General features: G+C 59.9%; 25 protein-coding genes. 16 read left to right on the top strand and 9 right to left on the bottom strand.

The window, feature by feature from the left end; genetic code table 11:
• Positions 1 to 49 precede the first annotated feature (49 nt).
• Positions 50 to 442 (bottom strand): transposase, encoded by a 393-nt coding sequence (locus CENROD_RS07455; protein ID WP_187292285.1) that lies wholly within the window; start codon positions 440 to 442, stop codon positions 50 to 52.
• A 201-nt stretch (positions 443 to 643) separates the two neighbouring features.
• The gene (locus tag CENROD_RS07450) at positions 644 to 943 is read right to left on the bottom strand and encodes a hypothetical protein (RefSeq protein ID WP_041193392.1); all 300 of its coding nucleotides are present in this window, start codon (positions 941 to 943) and stop codon (positions 644 to 646) included.
• A 12-nt stretch (positions 944 to 955) separates the two neighbouring features.
• Between CENROD_RS07450 and CENROD_RS07445 the strand changes: the two genes are divergently transcribed.
• The 7 genes from CENROD_RS07445 to CENROD_RS07415 all read left to right on the top strand — a co-directional run bounded on the left by CENROD_RS07445 (position 956) and on the right by CENROD_RS07415 (position 9,232).
• Positions 956 to 1,573, top strand: a complete 618-nt coding sequence (locus CENROD_RS07445) for a hypothetical protein (RefSeq protein ID WP_022773740.1) — start codon at positions 956 to 958, stop codon at positions 1,571 to 1,573.
• On the top strand, positions 1,557 to 3,251 hold the full coding sequence (locus CENROD_RS07440) for an Hsp70 family protein (protein WP_022773736.1): 1,695 nt from the start codon (positions 1,557 to 1,559) through the stop codon (positions 3,249 to 3,251). The genes CENROD_RS07445 and CENROD_RS07440 overlap by 17 nt, the downstream gene beginning before the upstream one ends.
• Positions 3,252 to 3,257: 6 nt before the next feature.
• Positions 3,258 to 4,415, top strand: a complete 1,158-nt coding sequence (locus CENROD_RS07435) for a J domain-containing protein (RefSeq protein WP_022773732.1) — start codon at positions 3,258 to 3,260, stop codon at positions 4,413 to 4,415.
• 64 nt (positions 4,416 to 4,479) lie between these two features.
• On the top strand, positions 4,480 to 5,052 hold the full coding sequence (locus CENROD_RS07430; protein WP_022773729.1) for a T3SS (YopN, CesT) and YbjN peptide-binding chaperone 1: 573 nt from the start codon (positions 4,480 to 4,482) through the stop codon (positions 5,050 to 5,052).
• 491 nt (positions 5,053 to 5,543) lie between these two features.
• Positions 5,544 to 6,416 carry a formylglycine-generating enzyme family protein gene (locus CENROD_RS07425; protein WP_022773722.1) on the top strand — a complete coding sequence of 291 codons (873 nt, stop codon included), beginning with the start codon at positions 5,544 to 5,546 and terminating at the stop codon, positions 6,414 to 6,416.
• A 164-nt stretch (positions 6,417 to 6,580) separates the two neighbouring features.
• Positions 6,581 to 7,981 carry an ankyrin repeat domain-containing protein gene (locus tag CENROD_RS07420; RefSeq protein ID WP_238551850.1) on the top strand — a complete coding sequence of 467 codons (1,401 nt, stop codon included), beginning with the start codon at positions 6,581 to 6,583 and terminating at the stop codon, positions 7,979 to 7,981.
• 549 nt (positions 7,982 to 8,530) lie between these two features.
• Complete coding sequence (locus CENROD_RS07415) at positions 8,531 to 9,232, top strand: PP2C family protein-serine/threonine phosphatase (RefSeq protein ID WP_022773708.1); 702 nt, start codon at positions 8,531 to 8,533, stop codon at positions 9,230 to 9,232.
• A 100-nt stretch (positions 9,233 to 9,332) separates the two neighbouring features.
• Here CENROD_RS07415 and CENROD_RS07410 read toward each other — a convergent pair whose 3' ends face one another.
• Positions 9,333 to 9,866 (bottom strand): MotA/TolQ/ExbB proton channel family protein, encoded by a 534-nt coding sequence (locus CENROD_RS07410; RefSeq protein ID WP_022773704.1) that lies wholly within the window; start codon positions 9,864 to 9,866, stop codon positions 9,333 to 9,335.
• Between the two features lie 23 nt (positions 9,867 to 9,889).
• Positions 9,890 to 10,345, bottom strand: a complete 456-nt coding sequence (locus CENROD_RS07405) for a FliG C-terminal domain-containing protein (protein ID WP_041193388.1) — start codon at positions 10,343 to 10,345, stop codon at positions 9,890 to 9,892.
• Between the two features lie 217 nt (positions 10,346 to 10,562).
• Here CENROD_RS07405 and CENROD_RS07400 point away from each other — a divergent pair, with 217 nt between their 5' ends.
• From CENROD_RS07400 to CENROD_RS07390, 4 genes are all read left to right on the top strand, one after another.
• A complete protein-coding gene (locus CENROD_RS07400) occupies positions 10,563 to 10,751 on the top strand; it encodes a type II toxin-antitoxin system TacA family antitoxin (RefSeq protein WP_022773693.1) in 189 nt (62 codons plus the stop codon).
• 34 nt (positions 10,752 to 10,785) lie between these two features.
• A complete protein-coding gene (locus tag CENROD_RS13580) occupies positions 10,786 to 11,058 on the top strand; it encodes a hypothetical protein (RefSeq protein ID WP_022773690.1) in 273 nt (90 codons plus the stop codon).
• 128 nt (positions 11,059 to 11,186) lie between these two features.
• Positions 11,187 to 11,699, top strand: a complete 513-nt coding sequence (locus CENROD_RS07395; protein WP_022773686.1) for a pilin — start codon at positions 11,187 to 11,189, stop codon at positions 11,697 to 11,699.
• A gap of 89 nt (positions 11,700 to 11,788) precedes the next feature.
• Entirely contained in the window at positions 11,789 to 12,706 is a 918-nt protein-coding gene (locus CENROD_RS07390; RefSeq protein WP_022773682.1) for a cation diffusion facilitator family transporter, read from the top strand.
• 141 nt (positions 12,707 to 12,847) lie between these two features.
• Here the strand turns inward: CENROD_RS07390 and htpX are convergent, their stop codons facing one another.
• Positions 12,848 to 13,747, bottom strand: coding sequence for a protease HtpX (gene htpX, locus CENROD_RS07385; protein WP_022773679.1), 900 nt, complete (start codon positions 13,745 to 13,747; stop codon positions 12,848 to 12,850).
• On the opposite strand from htpX, the gene rsmI reads away from it, so the two are divergent.
• Positions 13,746 to 14,804 (top strand): 16S rRNA (cytidine(1402)-2'-O)-methyltransferase, encoded by a 1,059-nt coding sequence (rsmI, locus tag CENROD_RS07380; protein WP_022773676.1) that lies wholly within the window; start codon positions 13,746 to 13,748, stop codon positions 14,802 to 14,804. The two genes, htpX and rsmI, sit on opposite strands and share 2 nt — an antisense overlap.
• Here rsmI and CENROD_RS07375 read toward each other — a convergent pair.
• The 4 genes from CENROD_RS07375 to lgt all read right to left on the bottom strand — a co-directional run bounded on the left by CENROD_RS07375 (position 14,781) and on the right by lgt (position 16,962).
• A complete protein-coding gene (locus tag CENROD_RS07375) occupies positions 14,781 to 15,104 on the bottom strand; it encodes a type II toxin-antitoxin system PemK/MazF family toxin (protein ID WP_022773672.1) in 324 nt (107 codons plus the stop codon). The genes rsmI and CENROD_RS07375 overlap by 24 nt on opposite strands.
• Complete coding sequence (locus CENROD_RS07370; protein ID WP_041194305.1) at positions 15,101 to 15,322, bottom strand: antitoxin MazE family protein; 222 nt, start codon at positions 15,320 to 15,322, stop codon at positions 15,101 to 15,103. Before CENROD_RS07370 ends, CENROD_RS07375 begins: the two co-directional genes overlap by 4 nt.
• Before the next feature lie 102 nt (positions 15,323 to 15,424).
• Positions 15,425 to 16,138 (bottom strand): tRNA (guanosine(46)-N7)-methyltransferase TrmB, encoded by a 714-nt coding sequence (gene trmB, locus CENROD_RS07365; RefSeq protein ID WP_022773666.1) that lies wholly within the window; start codon positions 16,136 to 16,138, stop codon positions 15,425 to 15,427.
• An 8-nt stretch (positions 16,139 to 16,146) separates the two neighbouring features.
• On the bottom strand, positions 16,147 to 16,962 hold the full coding sequence (gene lgt / locus CENROD_RS07360) for a prolipoprotein diacylglyceryl transferase (RefSeq protein WP_022773664.1): 816 nt from the start codon (positions 16,960 to 16,962) through the stop codon (positions 16,147 to 16,149).
• A 199-nt stretch (positions 16,963 to 17,161) separates the two neighbouring features.
• Between lgt and ilvD the strand changes: the two genes are divergently transcribed.
• The 4 genes from ilvD to CENROD_RS07340 all read left to right on the top strand — a co-directional run bounded on the left by ilvD (position 17,162) and on the right by CENROD_RS07340 (position 23,617).
• On the top strand, positions 17,162 to 18,874 hold the full coding sequence (gene ilvD / locus CENROD_RS07355) for a dihydroxy-acid dehydratase (protein ID WP_022773661.1): 1,713 nt from the start codon (positions 17,162 to 17,164) through the stop codon (positions 18,872 to 18,874).
• A gap of 9 nt (positions 18,875 to 18,883) precedes the next feature.
• Complete coding sequence (locus CENROD_RS07350) at positions 18,884 to 20,230, top strand: YuxH family protein (protein ID WP_022773657.1); 1,347 nt, start codon at positions 18,884 to 18,886, stop codon at positions 20,228 to 20,230.
• A gap of 80 nt (positions 20,231 to 20,310) precedes the next feature.
• Positions 20,311 to 21,609 (top strand): ABC transporter substrate-binding protein, encoded by a 1,299-nt coding sequence (locus CENROD_RS07345; RefSeq protein WP_081699842.1) that lies wholly within the window; start codon positions 20,311 to 20,313, stop codon positions 21,607 to 21,609.
• 7 nt (positions 21,610 to 21,616) lie between these two features.
• Positions 21,617 to 23,617, top strand: coding sequence for a PAS domain S-box protein (locus tag CENROD_RS07340; RefSeq protein ID WP_022773651.1), 2,001 nt, complete (start codon positions 21,617 to 21,619; stop codon positions 23,615 to 23,617).
• The last annotated feature ends 14 nt before the right edge of the window (positions 23,618 to 23,631 follow it).

Here is a 23,631-nt window from a genome sequence, read left to right as displayed (position 1 = left end):
AGGGGGGGGAATGGCCACACAAGTGGGTAATCGCCGCTTGAGTACACGCTCAGCATGCACGAATGATAAAGAATGATAAATCCTGGGCTGCCTGCGCACTTGCAGCAGCAGCCTGGGTCATCATCCGTCGTATGGCCGCATGAACAATCAGTAAAGCATACAACTCTTGCAGTACCAACTGTGGTCGCTTGCTGCGCAGTGTCACTGCACGCTCGGCCAAATGGGTCTTCATCCCATCAAACGTTTGTTCAATCGTCCAGCGTTGGTGGTGCAGCGCTGTCAGTTCTTCTGCAGGTGCTTCTTGCTCATCTAGCCAGTTCGTAATCAAACGATAGTTTGGTTCCGCATCAGCTATCTCTTCCAGAGCGTATTCAATGACGCGAACTTCGATGCCTCTGGTCTTGTGTTGCCGATCTTTGGCGCTGGGGTAAACGTGGCTCAAGTAGGCGCCATCGGGCAGGTTTCGCTCGCTGCCAAAATGCGTAGCCGCAAAAGTTGCGGTCTGCCGTGACCAGCATGGATGCATCTGCACAGTCCATGACTGTGCCCGCCAGGCCAAGTTCACTGGTGGCGTAAGTGCCTTCGTTGGCGTGACACACCGTATGAAATTCCTCCGCAACAATTGTCTCAACCGCGCGGATGTTTATGCCAGATTGATCGCGGCTGGGAAGTCAACATCATGCAAGCGAACGGCGGTCCACATGGTGCGCACACCGTGTAAGCTGACCTGATACAGGCGTGAGTTTTGAACCTTGTTGATCAAGCGATGACCGCGCAGCTTGGCGATCAGACTGCTGGTGCGATGGATACGACGTTTGGCTTCAGCGCGGTCCTTGGGCTTTGTGTCAAATATCTTTTGCTGCAAATCGGTGTTGCGAAACCCGTTGAGTGCAAATTCTCCAGAGAGAAACGCCTTGAATAGCTCGATATTTTCTTTGGTCACGGGATATTGTTCATGCACCAACGCATCGCCTTTTTGCTCTTGACTTGTATGGCTCTGGCTGCCTGCGCGCCCCATCACCCTCTGGGCATTGCGGACGACCACTGGCAAGCCCTTTCGAACGAGCAGCGGCTGCAAGCCTATGGCGAGCAAGCCGCGATCGACCGTGCTGAAAACGAGCGCCAGGCGGCTGAAGCCCGGGCGAGCGAAGCGGAAGCTCTGCGAAAAAATGCCGAACTGGCCGAGCGTCGTCGCGTTGCGCGGGATGGCGAACGGGTGCAATGCGTGCTGGGTGATGCGGAAGCAAGCATCGGCAACCGGTGGCGCAAGATCGAGCCTGTGGCGCTGGATTTGGTGCTGGGGCTGCGCGTGCCCCTGACGCTGATCGAACCGGCGGATCGATCCATCCGCCGCCGCATGGCCGCGAATGCCACGTTCGATGGGCAGATCGTCAGCCTCTGCCCGGGTGACAGCGCCGACGATGACCCCGGCAACTGCGTGCGTATGCTCGGCACCTATGGCGATTACCGGCGTGGCATTGACCAGCGCATTGATTCATCGCATTTCCTGCGTGGCCGTTTGCGATGTGAATGGCCCTACCGTTCCGGAGCCTTGCATGATCGTCGGCATTGACCTGGGCACCACCCATTCCTTGATCTCCGTCTGGCAAGAGAACCAAGCCGTTCTGATCCCGAACGCGCTGGGCGAGGTGCTGACGCCATCTGCCGTGGGCATCGGTGAAGAGGGACATGTCCTCGTCGGACGCGCAGCGCACGACTACTGGCTGACACGGCCCGAGTCTTGCGCGACGATTTTCAAGCGCCACATGGGCAGTGATCGGCAGTATCGACTGGGCCAGCGCAGTTTTCGACCAGAGGAACTCTCCGCCCTGGTGCTCAAGTCGCTCAAGGCGGATGCCGAGCACTATCTTCATGAGAGCGTCAGCGAAGCCATCATCACGGTGCCAGCCTACTTCAGCAACGTCCAGCGTACTGCCACCCGTCAGGCTGGCGAACTGGCCGGGTTGACCGTCAAACGTCTGATCAACGAACCCACGGCTGCCGCCTTGTCGTATGGACTGCAAGAGGCACCGAACGAAAGCACCTTCATGGTCGTCGATCTGGGGGGCGGCACATTTGACGTTGCCATCCTGGAACGATTCGACGACCTGATGGAAGTACGCGCCAGCACGGGAGACAACTTTCTGGGTGGCGAGGATTTTGTCGACATCATCCTAGACATGGTCCGACGGCAATGGCCCAATCTGCCTTACGACGGGTCTTCCACACTGCAAGGGCGACTGTGGCGGGAGGCCGAGCGCGTCAAGCGTGTGCTAGGCAGTGGCGAGGATGCCGAATTCGCCCTGGAATGGGAAACAGCGTCTTACCGGCACACAATTCATGCTGCCGCTTTTGAAAAAGCCTGCGAGCCACTGTTACAACGCATTCGCCGCCCGATCGAACGCGCTTTGCGCGATGCCAAGCTGGATGCATCCACCATTGGCGAAGTCGTTCTGGCAGGTGGGGCAACCCGCATGCCGATGGTCCGTCGTCTGGTCGCCAAGATGTTCGGTCGCATTCCTGCGATGCATCTCAACCCCGACGAAGTGATCGCACGCGGGGCTGCGGTGATGGCGGGTTTGGCAGCGCGTGACCAGGTGCTGCGCGAAATTGTGATGGTCGATGTCTGCCCCTACAGCCTGGGCACGTCCATCACCCGACAATGCAACGGCGTTCGCCAGCACGGCTGTTTCGACCCGATCATCGAGCGCAACACCCCCGTTCCGGTCAGCAGGGAATCGCAGTATCAAACCGGGCATGACTACCAGCAAGCGGTTGCCATCGACGTGTACCAAGGGGAAGCGCGCCTCGTCAAGGACAACATTCTGCTGGGCACGCTTGAAATCCCCATCCCCCCGCGAGCTGCCGGCGAAATCACGATGACCGTGCGGTTCACCTACGACGTCAGCGGCATTCTCGAATGCGAAGTCACGATCCCCTCGACGGGGGTCGTCGAGCGCCTTGTCTTGCAGGGCAATGCCCATTCCCTGACCCCCAGCCAAGTCGCAGCGCGGCTGCAAGAACTGGCCACGCTCAAGATTCACCCACGGAACCAACAGGCCAACATCACGACTTTGGCGCGTGCCGACCGTTTGCATGAAGAACTGACCGGCAGCGACCGGCGCACATTGGCCGACCAGATTCTTGCCATGGAAGCGGCGCTGGAAAGCCAGGAAACCGAAAGCATCGACCAGGCGCGAAAAATGCTCGAAGCCTGCATGAACCGTTTGGAGCGGAATTACCTGTATTGACTACCCATGGATTGTTGGGAACAACTGGGCATCGAGGCCACCGACGACCAGCATGCCATCAAACGCGCTTACCTCGCCCGGTTGAAAACGGCGCGACCCGAAGAGGACCCTGACGGTTTCCAGCGTGTTCGCGCAGCGTACGAAGCGGCCATGGTATGGGCCACGTCGCCCAAGCCAACGAGCCTATCGTTCGACAGTGATGACGACTTGCACGCTTGGTTGTGGGCCATGGCTGCTCAGGCTTCAGCGTTGCCATATCCGCCGACAAGCCAGGTTCCCGACTGGTTCGGCCAGCCACCACGATCTCTGTACGCGCCGCAATCATTGCCGCAGACCATACCGCGACCCAGCCAGTACCAGCACGACGATGGTGAAGCCTTGCCGGACGTGCTGTTGGAGAGCGACCTTCCACGCACGAATCGCAATTTGCTGGCCCGGATTGCCAACGGAACCCTTCGACATGAAGCCATAGATGCCCAGGCCGCACAGGCGCTGCTGGCTCCACGCATCGGTTACCGGCATTGGCTGATTGCAGTGCTACCCCGATGGCATGACCGCATGAACCGGGCACTGATCTGGATCAGCGAAAACGACCCCGAAGCCCTGGGAGGGGTGCAGTCGGCCGTATTCCGCTGGTGGACCAGCCCACGTCCGCAGCAACATTGGTTGTGGTACCTATCGACCATCGTCGTTGCCGTCAACGCAGGCTTGTGGGCGACTGCGGCAGTGGAACACCACCTGACCGATGCATGGGCGTGGCTGGGCATTGGGCTTGCCGGGGTGTTGGGTGCCATGGTGGGTTACGGCTTGGCAAGGGGAGTGGCCTGGCTGCGTTTGCAATACACGGTACGGCTGTACTGGCCCTGGCAGGCATGGGACCAGCGTTTGGCCCAAAAGCTCCCCTGGGTGCAAGGTTTTCTGCTGGCACACGACATCGGGCCGACGCGGGTATTGCTTCCGCTCTTGCTGTTTTTTGTGATTGATTTCGCACGGACCCTGTCGCAAACAGATGGGTCGGAATGGGGCGGGGTACTATTCATTTCCGCGATGGTGACGGCCATATTGGGGGTAATCTGGTACAACTTTCTCCAAATTTTTGCCAACTCCCCCGGGGCCATGCGATGGAATGAGATCAGAGGGTTTCTGGTTCATCCATCGGGATAAAGCAAACAGCAATCATGTCTGGCCATCGACCTGATTTTTTTCAACCAATGAAAGGGAATAGAGTATGAGCGTGGTATCCAAAAATCGGATGAAACAATCTTTTGTTCTAGGAATTGGTATATTGTTGGTGGCTTCTTCGCACGTCATTGCCGGGAACAACGGAGCAGTGAGTGGGGCAAGCCCAAGCGCGGTGCAATCGACTGCCGTCACAGAGAGTGCCGAAAAGAAGCCCCCCACCAAGACGGAACTGCAACGGCTGTATATGGATTATTTGAGCAGTGAAGGCTACAAACCTGACATCGATAGCGATGGCGATGTTCGGTTCAAACACGAAGGAAAAACCTACTTCATCGATGTATCCGAGCGGGACCCTGAATTCTTCCGCATTGTGCTGGCGAATGTGTGGCGTATCGATGATGAGCAAGAACGTTCGCAAGTGCTTGCTGCAGCCGACAAGTCCAATGCATTATCAAAAGTCACGAAGGTTTTTACCGTTAATGACAGGGTGTGGGTCAGTATTGAGTTGTTTGTGGCGCACCCCGAAGACTTCCGCCCCCTGTTTTCCCGGGCCATGTCGGCGTTGGATAATGGATTGGGTAATTTTGTTACGGCATTGCGGGACAAAGAAACTCAGTAGTGCTGTGATTTGATTATAAGTGTTTTCTATTCAAATTGCTGTGATATGCGCCTAGCAGCGATTTGATTTTTATGACTGGCGCGAGGAAACTGAAATGAAAAAAGTGTTTGCAATAGCGACAGGGGTATTGTCATTTTTCGCACTGATTGGTAGCGCATATTCCTACACTACCGAGGTATACGGCAAAGAGGACATGAGTACTGTCTACAGGGTTGCTTGTGAAAATGGCAAAGTTCAGTTGGTTAGACAAGAGAAAAGTAACGGTCGCTGGTGCTCTGGAATGACATGTTACGAAACCCTTGATGCATTGATGCGGAACGCGTTTTCAAGCTGTAAATAAGCAGCGAACGCTGCTGAAGTGATGACCGAATGCCTTAGGCACTTTGCGATTTGCTGCCCACATCCGGTCGTTTGTTTTCTTCGGCAAGGTTCGCTGACCTTTTCAATGGGGCTTTGCCGTATTCATTCTCATCGCAATCAGAGGTAGAACCATGCATTACTTGATCATTCGGGCTGGCTTGATGATGGTCAGCGCCATGCTCGTCACGACCATCCAGGCCGGTGAACGAACCAACAAATACGGCATCACGATGGTGGACATCCCCGCTGGCAGTTTTGTGATGGGTTCGTGCAAGCTGACCCAGGCGCAAGTGGAGGACAACAAAAAGCGCGCCTTTTTGGGCCAGGCACCCATTGGGGTGGATTGCCTGGCTGGTTCACCTGATTCCGATGCTGGCGATAGTGAAACCCCTCAGCATCGGGTGTCGATCCGGGCCTTCCAAATGGGCAAGACCGAGGTCACGCTGGGCCAGTTCAAGCGGTTCATTGCCGCCACCGGGCGCCATGACCTGGTGAACGACGACTTCATGAAATACAACGCCTACGGTGCCGATGCCCCGGTGGTGCAGGTGAGCTGGAACGACGCGCAAAATTTCATCGAATGGCTCAACAAAACCGACGGGGGTGGGTGGCGGTTGCCCAGTGAATCGGAATGGGAATACGCTTGCCGTGCTGGCGGCCGTCACACCTATTGTGGCGGTGACAACCCTGAAGCGGTGGGGTGGTTTGGCGGCAACAGCGGCGGCAGACAGCATGCTGTTGCAGGCAAGCAGCCCAATGCCTGGGGCCTGTACGACATGAGCGGAAATGTCTATGAATGGGTGCAGGACTGCTGGCATGACAGTTACAACGGCGCGCCTGCCAATGGCAGTGCCTGGATGAGTGGCCAGTGCGAATTACGTGTTTTGCGCGGCGGCTCCTGGCTCGACAATCCAGACAGCTTGCGTGCAGCCATCCGCAACGGGGACAGGCCCGTCAACCGGAACTATATCGCTGGGTTCCGTCTTGCCAGGACTGCGCCGTAGGCGCTTACAGCTTGCAGCTTGATTGCTTTACCCCTTGGGGGACTGGGGGGCTTGCCCCCCAGCGACGTTTTTTTGGGTTCAAAGCCGTTGGCGGCCTGAGCCTGCCTTGGCGTTATCCGAATCGCAGCCCATGCAAACGCCCCAGGGTAGTGGGGGTGTACACGATGCTTCTGGCCGGTGTTGTGCTGATGGCTGGTTGGGGTGCATACGGCGCGGAAAAACAACCCTCTCAATCCTGCGATCTGCATGGTCTGATGGATCGGCGGGACTACGCTGCCGCAACGGCCTGTGCGACATCCGGCGCCAACCCGAACGAGCGCGATGCTGGCGGACGGGGGCCGCTCAACCGTCTGATCTGGTTTGGGCGCGATCTTTCCGTGATCGATCAGGCTGAACATCCCTTGATCGAAGCCCTGATTGACGCCGGTGCCGATCTCAATGTGCGTCCGCCCCAACAGGAAGCTTCTGCCTTTGAAGCGTTGCTTGAATTTGGCGACCGAACCACGGCCCGCAGCCTCGTTCGTCGCATGCTGCTGCGCCCGGTCCATCCTGCGGACCCGAATGTGTCTGTATCCATGCAACACACGCCACCGCAAGGCCATCGACGGCTGACCCCACTGCTCTGGGCCATCAAAGTGGGCGACGCTGAGATGGTGACCTTCCTGCTGAAAAAAGGAGCTGACCCCGATTTCATTCCCGTGCGGGGCATGGGAACCCCCATGCACCATGCTGTTTTCTACAACCGGCCGGAAATCCTTCGCCTGCTGTATCAGCACGGTGCCAACATTCTTACCGTTTCCCCAGCGCCCATTCTTGAAATGGTCAACAACGGTGTGATGACCGATCTGGAAACCTTGCGTACTCTGCTCGAACTGGGTGCGCTGAATGTTTTGGAAAATCAGGAAGCCTGGCTACGGCGTGCCTTATCCCTGCGCATAGGCAATCAGAAACCATTGACGCAGGCGCAGTTCGAGCTGCTTGCCCCCTATTTGCAGATTGACTTTGGCCAGCCACAATCCTTGTTCCTGGAGCAACTGCTGGACAATACCGCACGAGCACAGCGGGCAACCGGAGCCAACCTTCCGGCATTCCGGGCCGCCTTTCTTCATGCGTTGAACCACAACGCAAACCCAAACGGTTCTTGCACGTTGACCCGAGCCAATGCCACCCTGTTGGAGATGCTGGTGGTCATCGGCAGGGGTGACCTTGCACTGGAAAAAGCGCTCATCGACCACGGTGCCAACCCCAATTTGGCTGACAAGGATGGTGACACCCCACTCCACCAGATTGCCTACGATCGAATCGACCTCCAGGCCATGCAGGCCACTCGGTGCCCTGACCCAAAAGATGCACGGTTTCTGTCTATCGATACAACAAAAGAACGAGCCAGCCAACCACAGCGTGACGATGCCATCAAGACACAGGCCACCTGCGAGGCCATCCAGCAACGCCTCAACCGCCTGGACGAACTGGAACAATTGCTGTTGGCGAATGGTGCCAACCCTGCCCTGAAAAACGCGAAAGGGCTGACACCTGGTGACTGCATGAGGGAAAAACGACCATGATGTCGCATTCCCAACGACGGTAGACTGTAAAAGGTACCCGCTGTTTGCATAACTGTCACTGACCGCAGCACCTGCGCCGGTGCGTGGAGACGATCAAGACTTGTACCCGTTTGAACCGAAAGAACCACCGATGCCCCATCTGGCCGGGGTTCGATCGTTCCCATGCTCCGGCGTGGGAACGCAGCCCACACCGCTGCAGCGGTGCCGGATAGGGCGAGGCTTGCCAAGCAAAGGGACTGTTTGCGCAAGCTTGGCGGGTACCGTGCGGGAGAAGTCCAGTATGGGCGCTTTCTGGCGAATCCCCCGTGTGCATACGGCGGCATGGATCGACGGTACCTGTACGGGGTTTGGGAAGCGAACCGCCGGGAGGTACGTTTTGGCGATGCAGGATCCGAGCGGAATCCACTACCAAGCCTATACGAAGCAGGGGACTGGACTGGAGACAGTAGGCAACGGAACCATGCTTGGGGGGTGCATTGGGATAAAGCAAACAGCAATCCAAAGTTTCTGGCTTCTTGACGTGCCCTGGATCAATCTGCAATTCATTCGATGTCCATTTTCCATCTGGAAGAACGAGGCAATGCCGCAGTTGCCTGGCGACCGGGGGTGCGCCATGCAGAGTATGCAGACCGCTATCGTTTGCTGTGCGCACCCGTGCCGTTGGTGGTGCAAGCCGATAAGGGGGAAGTGCTGGCCGTGTGCGATGGCGTAGGCTCAGCGCCCAGAGGCACGTCGGCTGCCCAGGAGGTCTGTGATGCCCTGCCTGCCTTCTATCGAGGGGCGGCTTCGGCCCAAGCCATGCACGACTTGTTGCTGGAGGCAAGCCGACGTATCCATGGCTGGGGCTGGATCGAAGGTACCGATCGGCCGCTGGGGGCCTGCGCTGCCACCGTGTTGTGGGTATATGCAGGGCAGGTTCATGTTTTCCACGCCGGGGATACCTCGGCACTGCTGATTCGGGATGGGCAAGTGCAAGCTTTGACGCACGCCCATCAAAGCGCCGAGGGGCATCTTGTCAATTACATCGGCCATGCGCAGGTAGAGATCGAAGTCCGGGCATTCCCTATCGAGGAAGGGGACCGTCTGGTATTGATGTCGGATGGCATTACGAAAGTGATGTACAACCAGGCGATTGCAGAAGCGGTGGAATCTGCGGGAACACGCAAAGCAAGTCTTGTGACCTTGATGACCCAGGCCTTGGCCAAGGGTGCGACCGACGACGTCACGGTCGTGCTGATGGATATCGAATAACGCCAAACCGGCCCAGCAATGCAATGGGATGCAGAGCCATCTGACTGCATTGGTGTTTCCGTCAAAGGGTTGCTTGGCAGGCCGCGCCCGGTCATCATGGTCATTGCACATCGGTACCGTCAGCGCCGATGCTTTGCAGGAATGCTGCAATACGTTCTTTTGAGAGAGGAATCCGGCTGGATGCACGCTGCTCTTTCAGCCAGGCCCCCATGTCATCAAAAGTCGGGCGCTGCGCAAAGGGAATCGCTTGCCGCCCAAATTCACAGGCAATGTTGGGATGGTGGCCGTCACTGAGCATCCGCAGCGTGATGGCGATGAGTTGGAGCAGATTCTCGTTGGCGCGTCGCCAAAACCATTGGCGGCGGTTAGCACGAACTGCATTGTCAAGGTACAGGTCGATCCTTCCGGAATGCTGTGCCATGCCGTCGACCATCATCCGCAAGGTATCACAGGCAAAATCCAAATACGGTTGTTTCCGTGTCAGTGGATATTTTCCAAACAGCGAATCTTCCTGGTGTGGATGGACGATATCTTCCTCGATGGCCAGCAGACCTTCGCGGCGGATCTTCAGCCCGATTGCATACAGGCATCCTAGCCAGGCCCAATATGGCGAGGATTGGTGGCAATTCCCCATGGAAGGTTCCAGAAGAGGTTGTGTTATTCGACCATCGGGAAGTCGCGAAGCGGCTTCTTGACGCTCCCCTCGCCCAGCGGGTGAAGGACGGGCGGTGAGGATGTGGGGAGGCGGTGCGCCAAGTCATTCGGGATGTGCCCTTCTGCGATCAGACGCTCGACGATGTCCATGACCCTGCTGATGGCCAGTCGGCCTTTTTCGGCATCGAACGCATGGGCATGATCCGGGTCTTTTCCACTCCAGGTATTTTCCAGATCGTCGAAAACCATTTCCGCAGCTCGCTGCGACATGTTTTGGAGCACTCGACAAAGCAACTGGCCACTCTTCATGTACCAGAGGAAGTGGATCAATGTTTCCGAATCGACTTCGCAGAGAAAGGTCTGGAGTGACCGGGCGTCCCATTCGCGCAGAATGTCCACGGGTTTGCGAAAAGTATCAGCGTCCCCGGTAATGGAGATGGACGATTCCCTTTGCGGCATTTGTGGCTCGATATTGCAGGATCAGGTTGCGGCGACTATCGCGGGCCGCATGGAAAGTCTCCGTCCGCAAGCGACGACGGATCGGACGGTGTGGATTGGAAGATTGTGCATGGTTGGGGTGGGACTCGTCGCCTGCTCTAGCCAAGCAGGCTGTCGGTAACAGCTCCACGTGCACCGTATCATTTGTGTATCCAATGAATTTGCATGAGGAGGCGCCATGCGCGCTGCTGCCATCCATTTGCGCGCCTTGCCGGAGCAGCGTGAACTGATCGATCACGCCGCCAACTTGCTGGGCAAAAACCGTTCGGACTTCATGCTGGAAGCCGCTTGCGAGCGTGCGCAATCGGTATTGCTCGATCAGGTGTTCTTCGGGCTGGACGCGCCAACGAAGGTCTTGAGCGGCTGATGGCCGTCCAGGCATCATGGAACAGCAATCCAGCATGACACACTCGCTCGCCGCCATACAAGCTACCTTGGCTCACCTGATGGATCACTGCGGCCACCGGCTGCCCGATGAGGACGTGATACACCGGCGGCGCGGCCACATTGGGGGCGAGGATGGCGACTACGGTCGTGGTGATACGGTTCACTACCTGTTCGGACGGGACGAGCCAGGCGAGTTTCTCGACTGTTCCCAGTGCGGAACGGATCACCAATCGGAACGGTGTGGCGGAACCCACCCAAAGAACAGCGGATGCTCCACAATAGTGTGAGTACCTGAGTGAAGATCGGTAGTACGAGTGGTTGGTGCCTGTACGGTTATTGGCAGACATGTATTGGTCGAAATGTATTGACCGAATTAGGCCCCAATTTTGGTAGACCCATCATTGATATTTGCACCATGTCCTCGCATTCCAAGACCCTACCTTACAGCGGGTTCACGCTGATTGAATTGATGATTGTCGTGGCCATCATCGGCATTCTGGCCGCAATGGCTGTGCCAGCGTACCAGCTTTTCATCATTCGGGCCAAAGCCAGCGAAGGTCTGGCGCTTGCAGCGCCTGCCAAAGTAACCGTGCTTGGCAATGCCATGCAGGGAGATCCGTTTAGCAGGGGGTGGACTAGCCCATCTCCAACGCCTTATGTCAGCAGTATTGCCATCGACAATGCACGTGGAAATATCATCATCACGTATACCACAGCCATCGCCCCGGCTGGAGCCAATACGTTGGTGTTGGCCCCCCGTGTGGGTGGTGCGACGGGCACCAGGTTGTACGGCACCGACACAAGTTCGACTCCACCAATCGGAAAGATTGTCTGGAACTGCAATTCTGCCGACCAAGACCCTGTTACACACTTTGGCACAAAAGGTACTATTTCTGGCAAGTATTTGCCATCCAATTGTGGTGGCTAAGAATGGATGTTTCGTGTACGGTCTTCGTCGGTATGCCGAGCCGGGACAACTTTGCGTAAGTCCTAATCTATTCGAATAGGTTCTGCGTTATGGAGTCTGCATCCGTGCTGCCGCCGTCCCTTACCCGCTACGCTTGGCTTTCCATCGCCGCTGCGGTGACCACCATCCTGCTGAAAGGGATGGCTTGGTGGCTGACCGGCTCGGTGGGTCTGTTGTCGGACGCCATGGAGTCGTTCGTCAATCTTGCGGGGGCGCTCATGGCGCTGTGGATGCTCACGTTGGCGGCGCTGCCTGCGGATGTCGAACATCCGCATGGCCATGGCAAGGCGGAATACTTCTCCAGCGCTTTCGAGGGAATCCTGATTCTGTTCGCCGCAATCAGTATTGGTTATACCGGAATCGAGCGACTGATCAATCCTCAGCCCATCGAAGCAGTCGGGGTCGGTTTGTTGGTTTCCGTTGTAGCGTCCGTCATCAATTTCGCCACCGCACGCATTCTGATGAAGGTGGGACGCGAAAACAACTCCATTACGCTGGAGGCAGATGCACATCACTTGATGACCGATGTGTGGACATCGGTTGGTGTGATTCTTGGCGTTGGATTGGTAGTCCTCACCGACTGGCTCTGGCTTGATCCTGCGATTGCCATGCTCGTTGCGGTGAACATCATCTGGACTGGTTGGCAGCTCATGCGGCGCTCCGCAGACGGCCTCATGGATGTTTCCTTGCCCGCTGACAAGCTTTCGCAAATCGAGGCCGTGCTCGCCCAGTATCGTGCCCACGGCCTGAGCTTTCATGCCCTTCGTACCCGCCAGGCTGGCAGCCGGGCGTTCATCACGCTACATGTCCTGGTACCCGGTACGTGGACGGTGCAGTTCGGCCATGACTGGGTGGATCGTTTGGAAACGGATATTCGTCGCGTCTTGCTCCATGCGCATGTCACCACGCATCTGGAGCCGATAGAAGATCCGCTGTCAATGATTGATCAGGAGCTGGATCAAGATTGATGGCCTGCTTGATGGCCTGCGTCGCAAGGCTTCTATGCAATGGCTGCCGGGGCGGTTTCCCATGGACTGGCTACCAGTTCGGTTCGCCGCAATATGCCTGACCCGGTTCCCGTCATGGCGCTGTTTTCGCGAAACAGCTTCCTAGTCCAACCGCAACGCAGAATCACCGGGGCGAAGATTGCGCAGCGCGGCGATGCGTTCTTCGAGCGGGGGGTGCGTGGCAAAGAGCTGCGACATGCCGCCGTGGATGCCCAGCGCAGCCAGGCTGCGCGGTAGCGGCGCAGCGTGCAGGGAGCGAAGCCGGTCTAGCGCGGCGATCATTGGGCGCGTTTGCCCCAGCAGGGCGGCGGAACCCGCATCGGCGCGGAATTCGCGATGGCGGCTGAACCATGCCACCACGATTGCGGCGGCGAAGCCCAGCACGATGTCGAGTACGACGGTCGTGAGCAGGTAGCCGATGCCTGGCCCATGACCACGGTCGTCGCCCCGGCGCAGGAATGCATCGACTGCGTACCCGATGGCGCGGCTCAAAAAGACGACGAAGGTGTTCATCACGCCTTGGATCAAGGTCATCGTCACCATGTCCCCATTCGCAACGTGGGCGATTTCGTGGCCCAGTACCGCACGTACCTCGTCGGCGTTCATCGATTCCAGCAGCCCCGTGCTCACGGCAACGAGGGCAGAGTTTTTGAACGCCCCCGTGGCAAAGGCGTTGGGCGCGCCGTCGAACACCCCGACTTCTGGCCTGCCGATCCCCGCACGTTCGGCCAGTTCGTGTACGGTTTGCACGAGCCATGCTTCCGTCGCATTGGATGGTTGGTCGATGATCCGCACCCCGGCTGTCCACTTCGCCATCGGCTTGCTGATCAACAGCGAAAAGATCGCGCCGCCGAAGCCCATCAAGAAAGCGAAGCCCAGGAGCATTCCCAGATGCAACCCGTTCGCTTGCAGATACCCTCGCAGCCCCAGCAGGTTCGCGGTCACCCCCAGCACGGCCACGACCAAGACATTCGTCAGCAAAAAGAGCAGGATTCTTTGCATGCAGCACCTCGATGAAAACTTGGCAGATGCGCAGATGGTGGGGGTGGAATGCCCAGGATCAAGCGGTCCGGTTGCGCCCACCACGGCGTGGGAAGGAAAACAGGCCGTGCTCGCAGCCGCCCGCCAGGCGTGCGCGGGGCAGGCATTGCGGCACGGTGCGCTCCACGTCGTGGCCACGCCGATTGGCAATCTGGCGGACATCAGCCTGCGTGCGCTCGATGTATTGCAGCGCATGGACGTTCTGGCCTGTGAAGACACCCGCCACACCCGCGCCTTGCTTGATGCCTATGGCGTGGCGCATCCGGCGGCGTGGATCGCCGTACACGAACACAACGAAAACGAGGCTGCGCAGGGGGTGCTGCGCTTGCTGGCAGCGGGCAAGAACGTTGCGTTCGTCAGCGATGCAGGCACGCCAGCAGTCAGCGACCCCGGTGCGCGGCTGGTTGCCGCCGTGCGCCAGGCTGGTCATTCTGTCGTGCCCATTCCCGGCGCCAGTAGCGTGACGACCTTGCTCAGCGTCGCTGGCATCGTGGGGGGCGGATCGTTCGTGTTCATGGGGTTCCTGCCGACCGCGCAGGGGGAACGCAGTGCGGCCCTTGATGTCTTGCGCCGGGAGCACCGGGCCGTCGTCTTGCTCGAAGCACCCCATCGCATCCGCCCGCTGGCGCAAGCGTTGGGGGTACTGGGAGACCGCATCATCACCGTGGGGCGGGAACTGACCAAGCGCTTCGAGGACATCGCCACCCTCCCTGCCCAAGAGCTTGCCGGGTGGCTGGATAGCGCCAGCCACCGTTGCAAAGGCGAATTCGCGCTTGTTCTCCACCCTATTGCGCAGCCTGCGCAAGTCGAAGACGCTTCTCCCTTGCTGACCACCTTGCTACGGCACGTTCCGCTCAAAACCGCCGTGCATATTGCGCAGGAACTCACCGGCCACCCCCACCGTAGCCTCTATGCGCAAGCGTTGGCGTTGCGTGCTGTGCCGGAACCGCCGAAATTTCCGCGAGGGAACCGAGCAAGCATCTTGTCGTCGGCATCAGATCACGCCAACGACCAGTAGCAAGGCCCGGTCTACCGTCTTCATCCTGTCTTCATCAAGACGGCCAAACGGTTCGCTGATTTTGGTACGCGGCAGCGTCGAAAGTTTGTCTACCATGACTTGCGAAAGCGTGCGCAACCCATTGGCGGGATTCGGTTCCACGGTCACGCGAAATGCGGCATTGCGCAGATCGCTTGTGACCGGGCACAGCACAACGCTTTCCAAATCCGTCAAGAGGTCTGATTGGATGACCAAGGCTGGGCGCGGTTTGCCATAGTTGCCTTGCAGAGAAACCATCACCAAGTCGCCTCGTTGCGTCATTCCCAACCCTCAACATGGGTTGCGGCCTCTTCGGTGAAGCGCAAAACGTCGGCTTCTGCCGGGTCGCCCTGGAGACTTTGGCACTGCTGGCGCACCTGCGCCATGAACTCCGGCGAGCGGGTGTCCGGCACCCAAAACTGCACAGGCCGCAGCCCCGCAGCACGCATCCGCTCGCGGTGACGCGCTACCTTGCTGGTCGATTCGTGGATTGAGGCCATGATGCCCTCCATTGGTTGCATGTGTGGTTACATGATACTTCACATGCAACTATGAGGCAACGCAAGCCGCCCGGCAGCGTCGTGCAGGGGAGTTCCAATTTCTTACTTGCGCACAAACACCAAATCCCACACACCATGCCCCAGGCGCACTCCCCGCTGCTCGAACTTGGTCAGGGGCCGGTACGGGGGCCGGGGGACGAAGCCGGGTGCGCAGCCCGTATCGCCAGGCAAGTCGATGGCCGTGTTGTGCCACTGTGGGTGGGCTTGCAATACCGCCAGCATTTGCTGCGCATAGTCTTCGATGTCGGTGGCGCAGTGCAGGTACCCGCCCACGCGCACCCGCTGCACCAGGGTATCGACGAAGGTGGGTTGGATGAGCCTGCGCTTGTGGTGGCGTTTTTTGGGCCAGGGGTCGGGAAAGAACAGATGCACCCCGTCGAGGCAGGCCGGGGGGAGCATCGTGCCGACGACTTCGACGGCATCATGCACACAGATGCGCACATTGCGCAGCCCCAGCGCTTCGATGCGCCCCAGCAGTGCGCCCACGCCAGGCACATGCACGTCGCAGCAGAGGAACCGCGTCTCGGGCATCGCCTGCGCGATGGTTGCTGTTGCCTCCCCCATGCCGAAGCCGATTTCCAGCACTAGGGGGGCCAAGGGCGCGGCGTTGTCCGACTCTGCAAAAAGCCCCTGTGGATCGACGGGATGCGGGCAGAACGGGACGACGTAGCGCGGGCCTAGTGTGTCCAGGGCACGCGTCTGCGCAGTCGTCATCCGCCCCAGGCGCCGCACAAAACTGCGGATATTGCGCTCCATCGTCGCCCTCAGCCGTTCTGCGAAGGTTGCCGCAGCGACCATGCCCACAGCGCCATGCCGCCCAGCACCATGGGGACGCAAAGCCATTGCCCCATGCTCAACCCCAGGCCCAGCAGCCCCAGATGCGCGTCGGGTTCGCGGAAAAATTCGGCGAAGAAACGCAGCGTGCCGTACCCCAGTAGAAAAAACGCAGAAACCTGCCCCCGAGGGCGCGGCGTGCGTGACCACCACCACAGCAGCGCGAAAAGCAGCAGCCCTTCCAATAGGAACTGGTAAATCTGCGACGGGTGCCGGGGGGCGTCTCCCGCGCCACGAAACACCATGCCCCAAGGCAAGGTAGGGTCACAGAGCCTGCCCCATAGCTCGCCATTGAGAAAGTTCCCCAGCCTGCCGCAGGCCAAGCCCGTGGGAACGCAGGGCGCGGCGAGATCTGTCACTTCCATCATGGGCTTGCCGCACGAGTAGGCAAACCACACCATCGCAGCGATGGCGCCCAGCATCCCACCATGAAAACTCATTCCCCCCTGCCAGACGGCAAACACTTCCAGCGGGTGCGTGGCGTAGTACCCCGGCTTGTAAAACAGGCAATAGCCGAGCCGCCCACCGAGGATCGCGCCCATCGCCCCCAGGAACAGCAAGTCTTCGACATGTTGGCGGTTCCATGCCCGTGCGCCCGTCATGGACGCAAAGGGTGCATCGCGCAGGCGCTGCAGCGCCAGGGCAAAGAACAGGCCAAAGGCCGCGAGGTACGTCAGCCCGTACCAGCGGATCGAAAGGGGCCCCAGGTGCAGGGCAACGGGGTCGATGGCGGGGTGGATCAGCATGGGCGCGATTGTCTTGGAAGGACGCAAGGTCCGCGCACAGCGTCGTAATCTGGTCGCCATGGCGCCCCATCCGGGCGATGGGCCACCGTCTTCACTTCGCTGCGCACCCACTTCCTACAATGGCTTGGAGCCGGTTCTGATGAGACTGGCCATGGTTTTGTTGATTCTTTTTGCTGATATTTTTCGTAGCGCACGCACCATGAACGCACCCTCCGACCCCTCCACCCAACGCAGCAAGCACATCACGGAAGGCAAGTCCCGCGCGCCCAACCGTTCGATGTTCTATGGAATGGGCTACCAGGCAGACGACTTTCAGAAACCGATGGTCGGCGTGGCCAATGCGCACAGCACCATTACCCCCTGCAACAGCGGCCTACAAACGTTGGCAGATGCTGCGGTGGAAGGGGTGCGAGAAGCCGGGGGCAACCCGCAGATGTTCGGAACGCCGACTGTTTCCGACGGGATGTCGATGGGCACTGAGGGGATGAAATACAGCCTTGTTAGCCGCGAAGTGATTGCCGACTGCATCGAAACCTGCGTGCAGGGGCAGTGGATGGACGGCGTGCTCGTCGTCGGCGGCTGCGACAAAAACATGCCCGGCGGGATGATGGGAATCTTGCGCGCCAATGTCCCGGCCATCTTCGTCTATGGCGGGACGATCCTCCCCGGCCGCCATGAGGGCAAGGATCTCAACATCGTCAGCGTCTTCGAAGCCGTTGGGGAAAACGCCTGCGGCAGGCTCAGCGACGATGCGCTGGTGCAGATCGAGCAGCGTGCGATTCCCGGAACGGGGTCTTGCGGGGGGATGTACACCGCCAACACGATGAGCGCTGCGTTCGAGGCAATGGGGATGTCCCTGCCTTTCTCCAGCACCATGGCCAATGTGCATGAGGAAAAGGCTGCTTCCGCACGCGAATCCGCACGGGTGTTGCTGGATGCGATCCGCCATGGCCGCAAGCCGCGTGACATCGTCACCCGCGAATCCATCGACAACGCCGTGGCCGTCGTCATGGCCGTCGGCGGGTCGACCAATGCTGTGCTGCACTTTCTGGCCATCGCCCACGCCGCACAGGTGCCCTGGACGATCGACGACTTCGAGCGCATTCGTGCCCGCACCCCCGTGCTCTGCGACCTCAAACCCAGCGGCCAATACCTCACGATCGACTTCCACCGTGCGGGCGGGGTTCCGCAAGTCATGAAGATGCTGCTGCGCGCTGGCCTGCTACACCCGCACTGCATGACGATCACCGGCCAGACGATTGCAGAGGTGCTGGCAGCCATTCCCGATGTAGGCGACACCCCCCGGCCCGACCAAGACGTCATCCACCCCATCGAAAACCCTCTGTACCCCACGGGGCATTTGGCCATCCTCAAGGGGAACCTGGCTACAGAAGGTTGCGTGGCCAAAATCACGGGGCTGAAGAACCCGGTGATGACCGGTCCCGCACGGGTTTTTGACGACGAACAGTCGGCGCTCAAAGCCATCCTGACCGACAACATTGCCCCCGGGGACGTGATGGTGTTGCGCTACCTAGGCCCCAAAGGTGGGCCGGGGATGCCCGAGATGCTGGCCCCGACCGGTGCCTTGATCGGCAAAAGGCTGGGCGAATCCGTTGGGCTGATCACCGACGGGAGGTTTTCCGGGGGGACGTGGGGGATGGTCGTCGGCCATGTCGCGCCGGAAGCAGCGGTAGGCGGGTTGATCGCCCTGGTGCAGGAAGGGGATGCCATCACCATCGACGCGCACCGCAGGCTGCTGCACCTCGACGTCAGCGACGAAGAAATCGCCCGCCGCCGCACTGCATGGACACCGCCGCAGCCACGCTACACGCGGGGCGTGCAGGCCAAATTTGCCTTCAACGTCTCCAGCGCCAGCCAAGGCGCCGTGCTCGACGCGCATTTCGTCCGCTAGGTACTTCGTATGTTCCTTGGGCTGCGGCGGTGGTGGGCGCGCCTCTTTACCGAGGCCGAAGCGCCCGATTCCCGGAACGAAGGCAATGCGCAGCCTGTCGGGGGGGCTGCGTCCTACGCCGCAGCGCAGGCTGCGCCCGTCGTCGGTTCGCGCTGCCCGCTGATTTCCAGCCAGGGGGAAATTGCCGGCTTCGAATTCCGTCTTGGGCAGGACTTGCAACGGCGTTTGTGCCGCCGGGGGGAACGCAGCGCGATGCTTGCCCATTCGCGCGCGGTGTTGGCCAGTGCGCAGATGGTCAGCCAGAGCGGGCGCATTGGCCTGGCCAGGCTGCCCGCAGACTGCGTGGTACATCTGCTGGGCGAGGAAGTTGTTCAGGGCGTGTGGATTGCCATCGACCGCAGCGAGTGCGACCCCGCCACCACGCCAGACTTTGCACAGGGACTCCACGACGCATTGCTGCACCTGCGTTCGCAGGGCGCCAAACTGGCGTGGGAAGTCGAAACGGGAGAAGGGCTCAATATGCTCCCCGACTTCGTTCTGGCCCGCCAGGGCAAACAGCCCATGTTCACGCTGCTTGCCACGTTGGCTGCCTTGCCACCCAAGCTGCGTCCGTTGCCCACCCTCTGCACGGACATCGCCGCTTTTGAAGACCTGGAATTGGCGTTGCAGAGCGGGGTGGACTACATCTGCGGAGCGCTGGCCCCTACTGGTTCCGGGGCGGATTCGGGCCAGACTGTTTCCGTTTCCCCGGAGGTCGGGCGCATCGGTCAGTTGCTGCACCAGATCGTCACAGGTGCGGAAACGGAAGCGATCGTTGCCAATATCAAGAGCGACGTCGGCCTGTCGTACCGGCTACTGCAGCGGCTCAAAACCGCGAATCTCGCGCACCTCGAAGCGGGAACGAGCATTGATGCCGCCGTCCTGCTGCTGGGTCGTGATGAGCTGTACCGCTGGTTGTCGCTGCTGCTGTTCCAGTTCGCCGGCAAACGTAGGGTGTCGAGTGCCTTGCAGGAAGTCGCGCTATGGCGCTCGCACCTGATGGAAGGATTGGCGAGGGAACAGCACGAAGAGGCCCCCGCGCTGCTGTTCACGCTGGGGCTGGCGTCGATGATGTCGCCGATCCTCAAAATCAGCGTGCAAGATGTCATCTCGACCTTGCACCTGCACCCCCACGCAGAGCAGGCGCTGTTGGCACATGCAGGCCCGTGGCAACCGTATCTCGCACTCGTCACCTTGCTGGAGATGCAAGAGTTGGATCCTTGCCCTGTGCTCGACCATTTCGGGGGGGCCGAGCATGTCACCGCCCTGTCCGATGAAGCGTGGCAATGGGCGTGGACGGCGTCGCACGCAAGCTGATGCAACGGCTATAGCGGCTTTTGCCGTTGCTACGAGAGCATGGCGCATCCCGGCGTTGTCCATGGGTGCCCACGACGACAATGCATCTTTCACCGGATCAGGAGGATGCATGTTCCGTGTATGGTGTGTGGTGTGGATCGTGCTGGGGGGCGCTGGCTGGCTGTAGCCGTGTCCCGGAACCCGTGGCCCCACAACGTCCAGTGGTCACTTTTCTGCACTACTTCACGGATTCGCTCAGCGGCGGGGTGGATGACATGGCCCGTGTGTTCAACGCGAACAACCCGCGCTATGAGCTGAAAGCAGTGGCGCTGGATCACGAATCCTTCGACGCCAGCATGCAGGACACGCTCCAACACGGTCATCCGCCAGACTTGTATTCGTACTGGGCGGGGGAGCGCACCGCCGCCGTATTGGCCGACCTCGAACCCATCGACGACGTCTGGAAACAAGCCAAGCTCGATGAGCGCTTTTCCGCGAGTCTGATTCGCGCTGCCAGCGTATACCGGGGCAAAACCTACTTTTTGCCGTTGACCCAGCATGTTGTGGGCTTTTTCTATAGCAAAAAAGTGTTTGCGGCCTATGGCGTGCAACCCCCCAAAACGTGGGAGGAATTCCTCGCTGTGTGCGAGCGGCTGCGTTCCGGTGGCGTGACTCCCATTGCGCTGGGGGCCAAGGATCGCTGGCCTGCGCAGTTCTGGTTCGACTTCCTGCTGCTGCGCACAGTGCCATACGAATTCCGCGAGCGGCTCATGGCGGGCAGTGCCTCGTATGACGACCCGAAGGTGCATGCCGTGTTTGCACGCTGGGCGGAACTCATTGAGAAGGGGTACTTCAACGCTGCTCCCAACGATGCCGCGTGGGACAAGGACGCCAACGCGATGGTGCATGACGGCAAGGCGGCGATGACCCTGATGGGCACGTGGAACCTGGGGCATTTGGCACAGAAGCCTTACGAATGGGTTCCTGGCAAGGACTATGGGTTTTTTCCGTTCCCGATGATCGTTCCCGAAATCCCTGCGGTGGCGCTAGGCCCCATCGACGGCATCGTCATCCCCAAAAAGGCGCAGAACCTGCCTGGCGCCAAGGAAGCACTCGTTTTTCTTGCCGGGGTGGAAGCGCAGCGGGCTTTTAGCCAGGGATCGGGGGCGCTGGCGCCCAACCTCGACATTCCTCGCAGCGTCTACAACGAAGTGCAGCAACACGCCCTGGACGAAATTGGTCGCAGTCCCTACTTTGCTTTTCCGTACGACCTCTCCACCCCACCCGCCCTCGCCGAGCTGGGGTTGAATGCCTTTTCCGAATTCCTGGCTTACCCCAAGGCGTACCCCACCCTTCTGCGCCAATTGGCCCGTGACGTCCACGCCCACACCCAACGGTAGATATACCTTGCGTATCTTCTTCGGCAGTGGACGATTGCGCGATCGGATCCGCGTTGGGCTGGGGGTCCTGATTGCCTTGCTCGTCGCCAATGCGTTGGTTGCCAGCGTGGCGACGGTGGTGCTGGTTCGGCAACTGCATAGCCAGCGGCAGATCGACGCCATTCTGGTCGGGATCGAAAAGGTGCGCGTACACACAGCGCTGTACGCAGATACCTCGGATCGCAGTGGCGCGCAGCGCGTCTTCACCGAACTCGACGCGCTGGCCCAGGGCGTGCGTGCTGCGGATCCCGGCCAGCAAGATCCGCAGTGGACGGGGATGCTCCCGGTGCTGGACGACTTTCGGCTCCACTTTCAGAAATACGTCGTCGAAGCCGACCAACTCGCCGCGCTGCGCAGCCGCACGAACTTGTTGGGCAAGCGCATGGCCGAACACCTGCATCGTGGGCGGGAAGCCGATTCGGATCGTCTCGACGACATCGCTTTCGACACGGCACACACTGCACTGCTGCAATTGCTATGGGCGGGGCAGGCGTTGCAGGCAGACCCTGGGCATCCGTCAGCGCAAGCCCTGCAAAACTTGCGTGAGGCCATGGAGCGCTTGCGTGCCTACAACCACCGTGTTTCCGGGCACCCGGAGCGCGATTTGTTGCTGTTCCGCTTGCACCGCGATGCTGCGACTTATGTCGACGTACTGGAAAGCTTCGTGCGCTTTCACAACGCACGCGCAGAAACCCAGCACACGCTGTCTTGGCTATCCAACATGCTCGAACAGCGCAGCGCACGCATCCAGTCCGATGTGGTGGCAGCGTTGCGACGGCAGTTATCCCTGACTGTGGGGCTGATGGCTGCCATCCTCCTGCTATCCATCGCCAGTGCGGCGTTGTTCTCGCGTTCGCTATCGCGGGCGATTCTGCTTCCGCTGCAAGCACTGGTACGCACGACCAGGGCGATTGCCGCCGGACGGCTGGATGCCCGTGCCCCCGTGACGGACGACGAGGTGGGCGAGCTTGCGCGCTCCTTCAACACCATGACGCGCACCTTGCTGGAGACGCAGTCTGCCCTTAGCGCCAAGAATGAAGTCATGACGCAGGCGCAGCAAGAACTCGAAGCGCGTGTGCAGGAACGTACCGAACAGCTTGCCCGCGCCAACGACGCGCTCCGGGCCGAAATCGACGAACGAACCCGTGCGCAACTGCACGCCGAGCGGGCGCACCAGGCACTGCTGACCCGCGAAACGCTGACGCGGCAAATCACCGATACGGCGCCCGTCGGGATCTTTCTGATGGACGAAACGGGGCGCATCGTCCAGGCCAACCGAAGCATGACCGAGCTGTTCGGGCACCCAATGGATGCGCTGCTGGGCAGGGAGTACCTATCGCTGGTGACGCCCACCGAGCTGGCGCGGCGGCCCCTGCAATTGCTGTCGATGGTGCGTGGAGAGGTGCCTTACGTGCAGATAGATCGCAAGTTCGTCCGCAAGGATGGCAGCGAATTCTGGGCCAATGTGATTGGCAGGCCCCTGTGTGACCCTACGGGGCAAGCACATGGTTTCGTCGTCGTCATCAGCGACATCAGCGACCGCAAGCGTGTCGAGGAGCAACTGGCCTTGGTCGCCAGCGTATTCACCGCCATGCGGGAAGGCATCCTCATTGCCGATGCCCGCGCCCGCATCGTCGAATGCAACGAAGCCCTGGCGCGTGTGACAGGGTATTCCCGTTCCGACATGTTGCAACAGCCTTTGCGGCGTTTCCGTTCCCTCCGCCACACGCGGCGCTTCTATTCCTTGCTGTGGCGGACGCTGTGCCAGGACGGGCACTGGGCCGGCGAATGCTGGATTCGCGGCAACAACCAGACCGAATGCCTGCACTGGTGGACGATCACCGCAGTCCGGGACGATGACGGAGCCATCGTGCGCTTCGTCGCGCTCTGCTCCGAAGTCCCCCCGGCGAGGCAGCAGACTGCCATCCCTTGGCGCGGCGCAGGCAGGGCTACGGCGCTACGCTGTTGATGCGGTTCCTGCCA

The organism is Candidatus Symbiobacter mobilis CR, assembly GCF_000477435.1.
GTDB lineage: Bacteria > Pseudomonadota > Gammaproteobacteria > Burkholderiales > Burkholderiaceae_C > Rhodoferax > Rhodoferax mobilis.
The sequence above is the reverse complement of the archived record's forward strand: the minus strand, read 5'-3'. Positions and strand labels throughout refer to the sequence as shown.

Excerpts from the sequence above, each read along its gene's own strand:
- CENROD_RS07350 (WP_022773657.1), top strand. The coding sequence starts at position 18,884 with ATGTTCCTTGGGCTGCGGCGGTGGTGGGCGCGCCTCTTTACCGAGGCC.
- lgt (WP_022773664.1), bottom strand. The coding sequence starts at position 16,962 with ATGCTGATCCACCCCGCCATCGACCCCGTTGCCCTGCACCTGGGGCCC.
- CENROD_RS07435 (WP_022773732.1), top strand. The coding sequence starts at position 3,258 with ATGGATTGTTGGGAACAACTGGGCATCGAGGCCACCGACGACCAGCAT.
- CENROD_RS07405 (WP_041193388.1), bottom strand. The coding sequence starts at position 10,345 with ATGCCGCAAAGGGAATCGTCCATCTCCATTACCGGGGACGCTGATACT.
- CENROD_RS07445 (WP_022773740.1), top strand. The coding sequence starts at position 956 with ATGCACCAACGCATCGCCTTTTTGCTCTTGACTTGTATGGCTCTGGCT.
- htpX (WP_022773679.1), bottom strand. The coding sequence starts at position 13,747 with ATGCAAAGAATCCTGCTCTTTTTGCTGACGAATGTCTTGGTCGTGGCC.
- rsmI (WP_022773676.1), top strand. The coding sequence starts at position 13,746 with ATGCAGCACCTCGATGAAAACTTGGCAGATGCGCAGATGGTGGGGGTG.
- CENROD_RS07375 (WP_022773672.1), bottom strand. The coding sequence starts at position 15,104 with ATGACGCAACGAGGCGACTTGGTGATGGTTTCTCTGCAAGGCAACTAT.
- CENROD_RS07400 (WP_022773693.1), top strand. The coding sequence starts at position 10,563 with ATGCGCGCTGCTGCCATCCATTTGCGCGCCTTGCCGGAGCAGCGTGAA.
- CENROD_RS07345 (WP_081699842.1), top strand. The coding sequence starts at position 20,311 with ATGCATCTTTCACCGGATCAGGAGGATGCATGTTCCGTGTATGGTGTG.
- trmB (WP_022773666.1), bottom strand. The coding sequence starts at position 16,138 with ATGGAGCGCAATATCCGCAGTTTTGTGCGGCGCCTGGGGCGGATGACG.
- CENROD_RS07425 (WP_022773722.1), top strand. The coding sequence starts at position 5,544 with ATGCATTACTTGATCATTCGGGCTGGCTTGATGATGGTCAGCGCCATG.
- CENROD_RS07395 (WP_022773686.1), top strand. The coding sequence starts at position 11,187 with ATGTCCTCGCATTCCAAGACCCTACCTTACAGCGGGTTCACGCTGATT.
- ilvD (WP_022773661.1), top strand. The coding sequence starts at position 17,162 with ATGAACGCACCCTCCGACCCCTCCACCCAACGCAGCAAGCACATCACG.
- CENROD_RS13580 (WP_022773690.1), top strand. The coding sequence starts at position 10,786 with ATGACACACTCGCTCGCCGCCATACAAGCTACCTTGGCTCACCTGATG.
- CENROD_RS07370 (WP_041194305.1), bottom strand. The coding sequence starts at position 15,322 with ATGGCCTCAATCCACGAATCGACCAGCAAGGTAGCGCGTCACCGCGAG.
- CENROD_RS07410 (WP_022773704.1), bottom strand. The coding sequence starts at position 9,866 with ATGGGGAATTGCCACCAATCCTCGCCATATTGGGCCTGGCTAGGATGC.
- CENROD_RS07390 (WP_022773682.1), top strand. The coding sequence starts at position 11,789 with ATGGAGTCTGCATCCGTGCTGCCGCCGTCCCTTACCCGCTACGCTTGG.
- CENROD_RS07440 (WP_022773736.1), top strand. The coding sequence starts at position 1,557 with ATGATCGTCGGCATTGACCTGGGCACCACCCATTCCTTGATCTCCGTC.
- CENROD_RS07420 (WP_238551850.1), top strand. The coding sequence starts at position 6,581 with ATGCTTCTGGCCGGTGTTGTGCTGATGGCTGGTTGGGGTGCATACGGC.
- CENROD_RS07415 (WP_022773708.1), top strand. The coding sequence starts at position 8,531 with ATGTCCATTTTCCATCTGGAAGAACGAGGCAATGCCGCAGTTGCCTGG.
- CENROD_RS07430 (WP_022773729.1), top strand. The coding sequence starts at position 4,480 with ATGAGCGTGGTATCCAAAAATCGGATGAAACAATCTTTTGTTCTAGGA.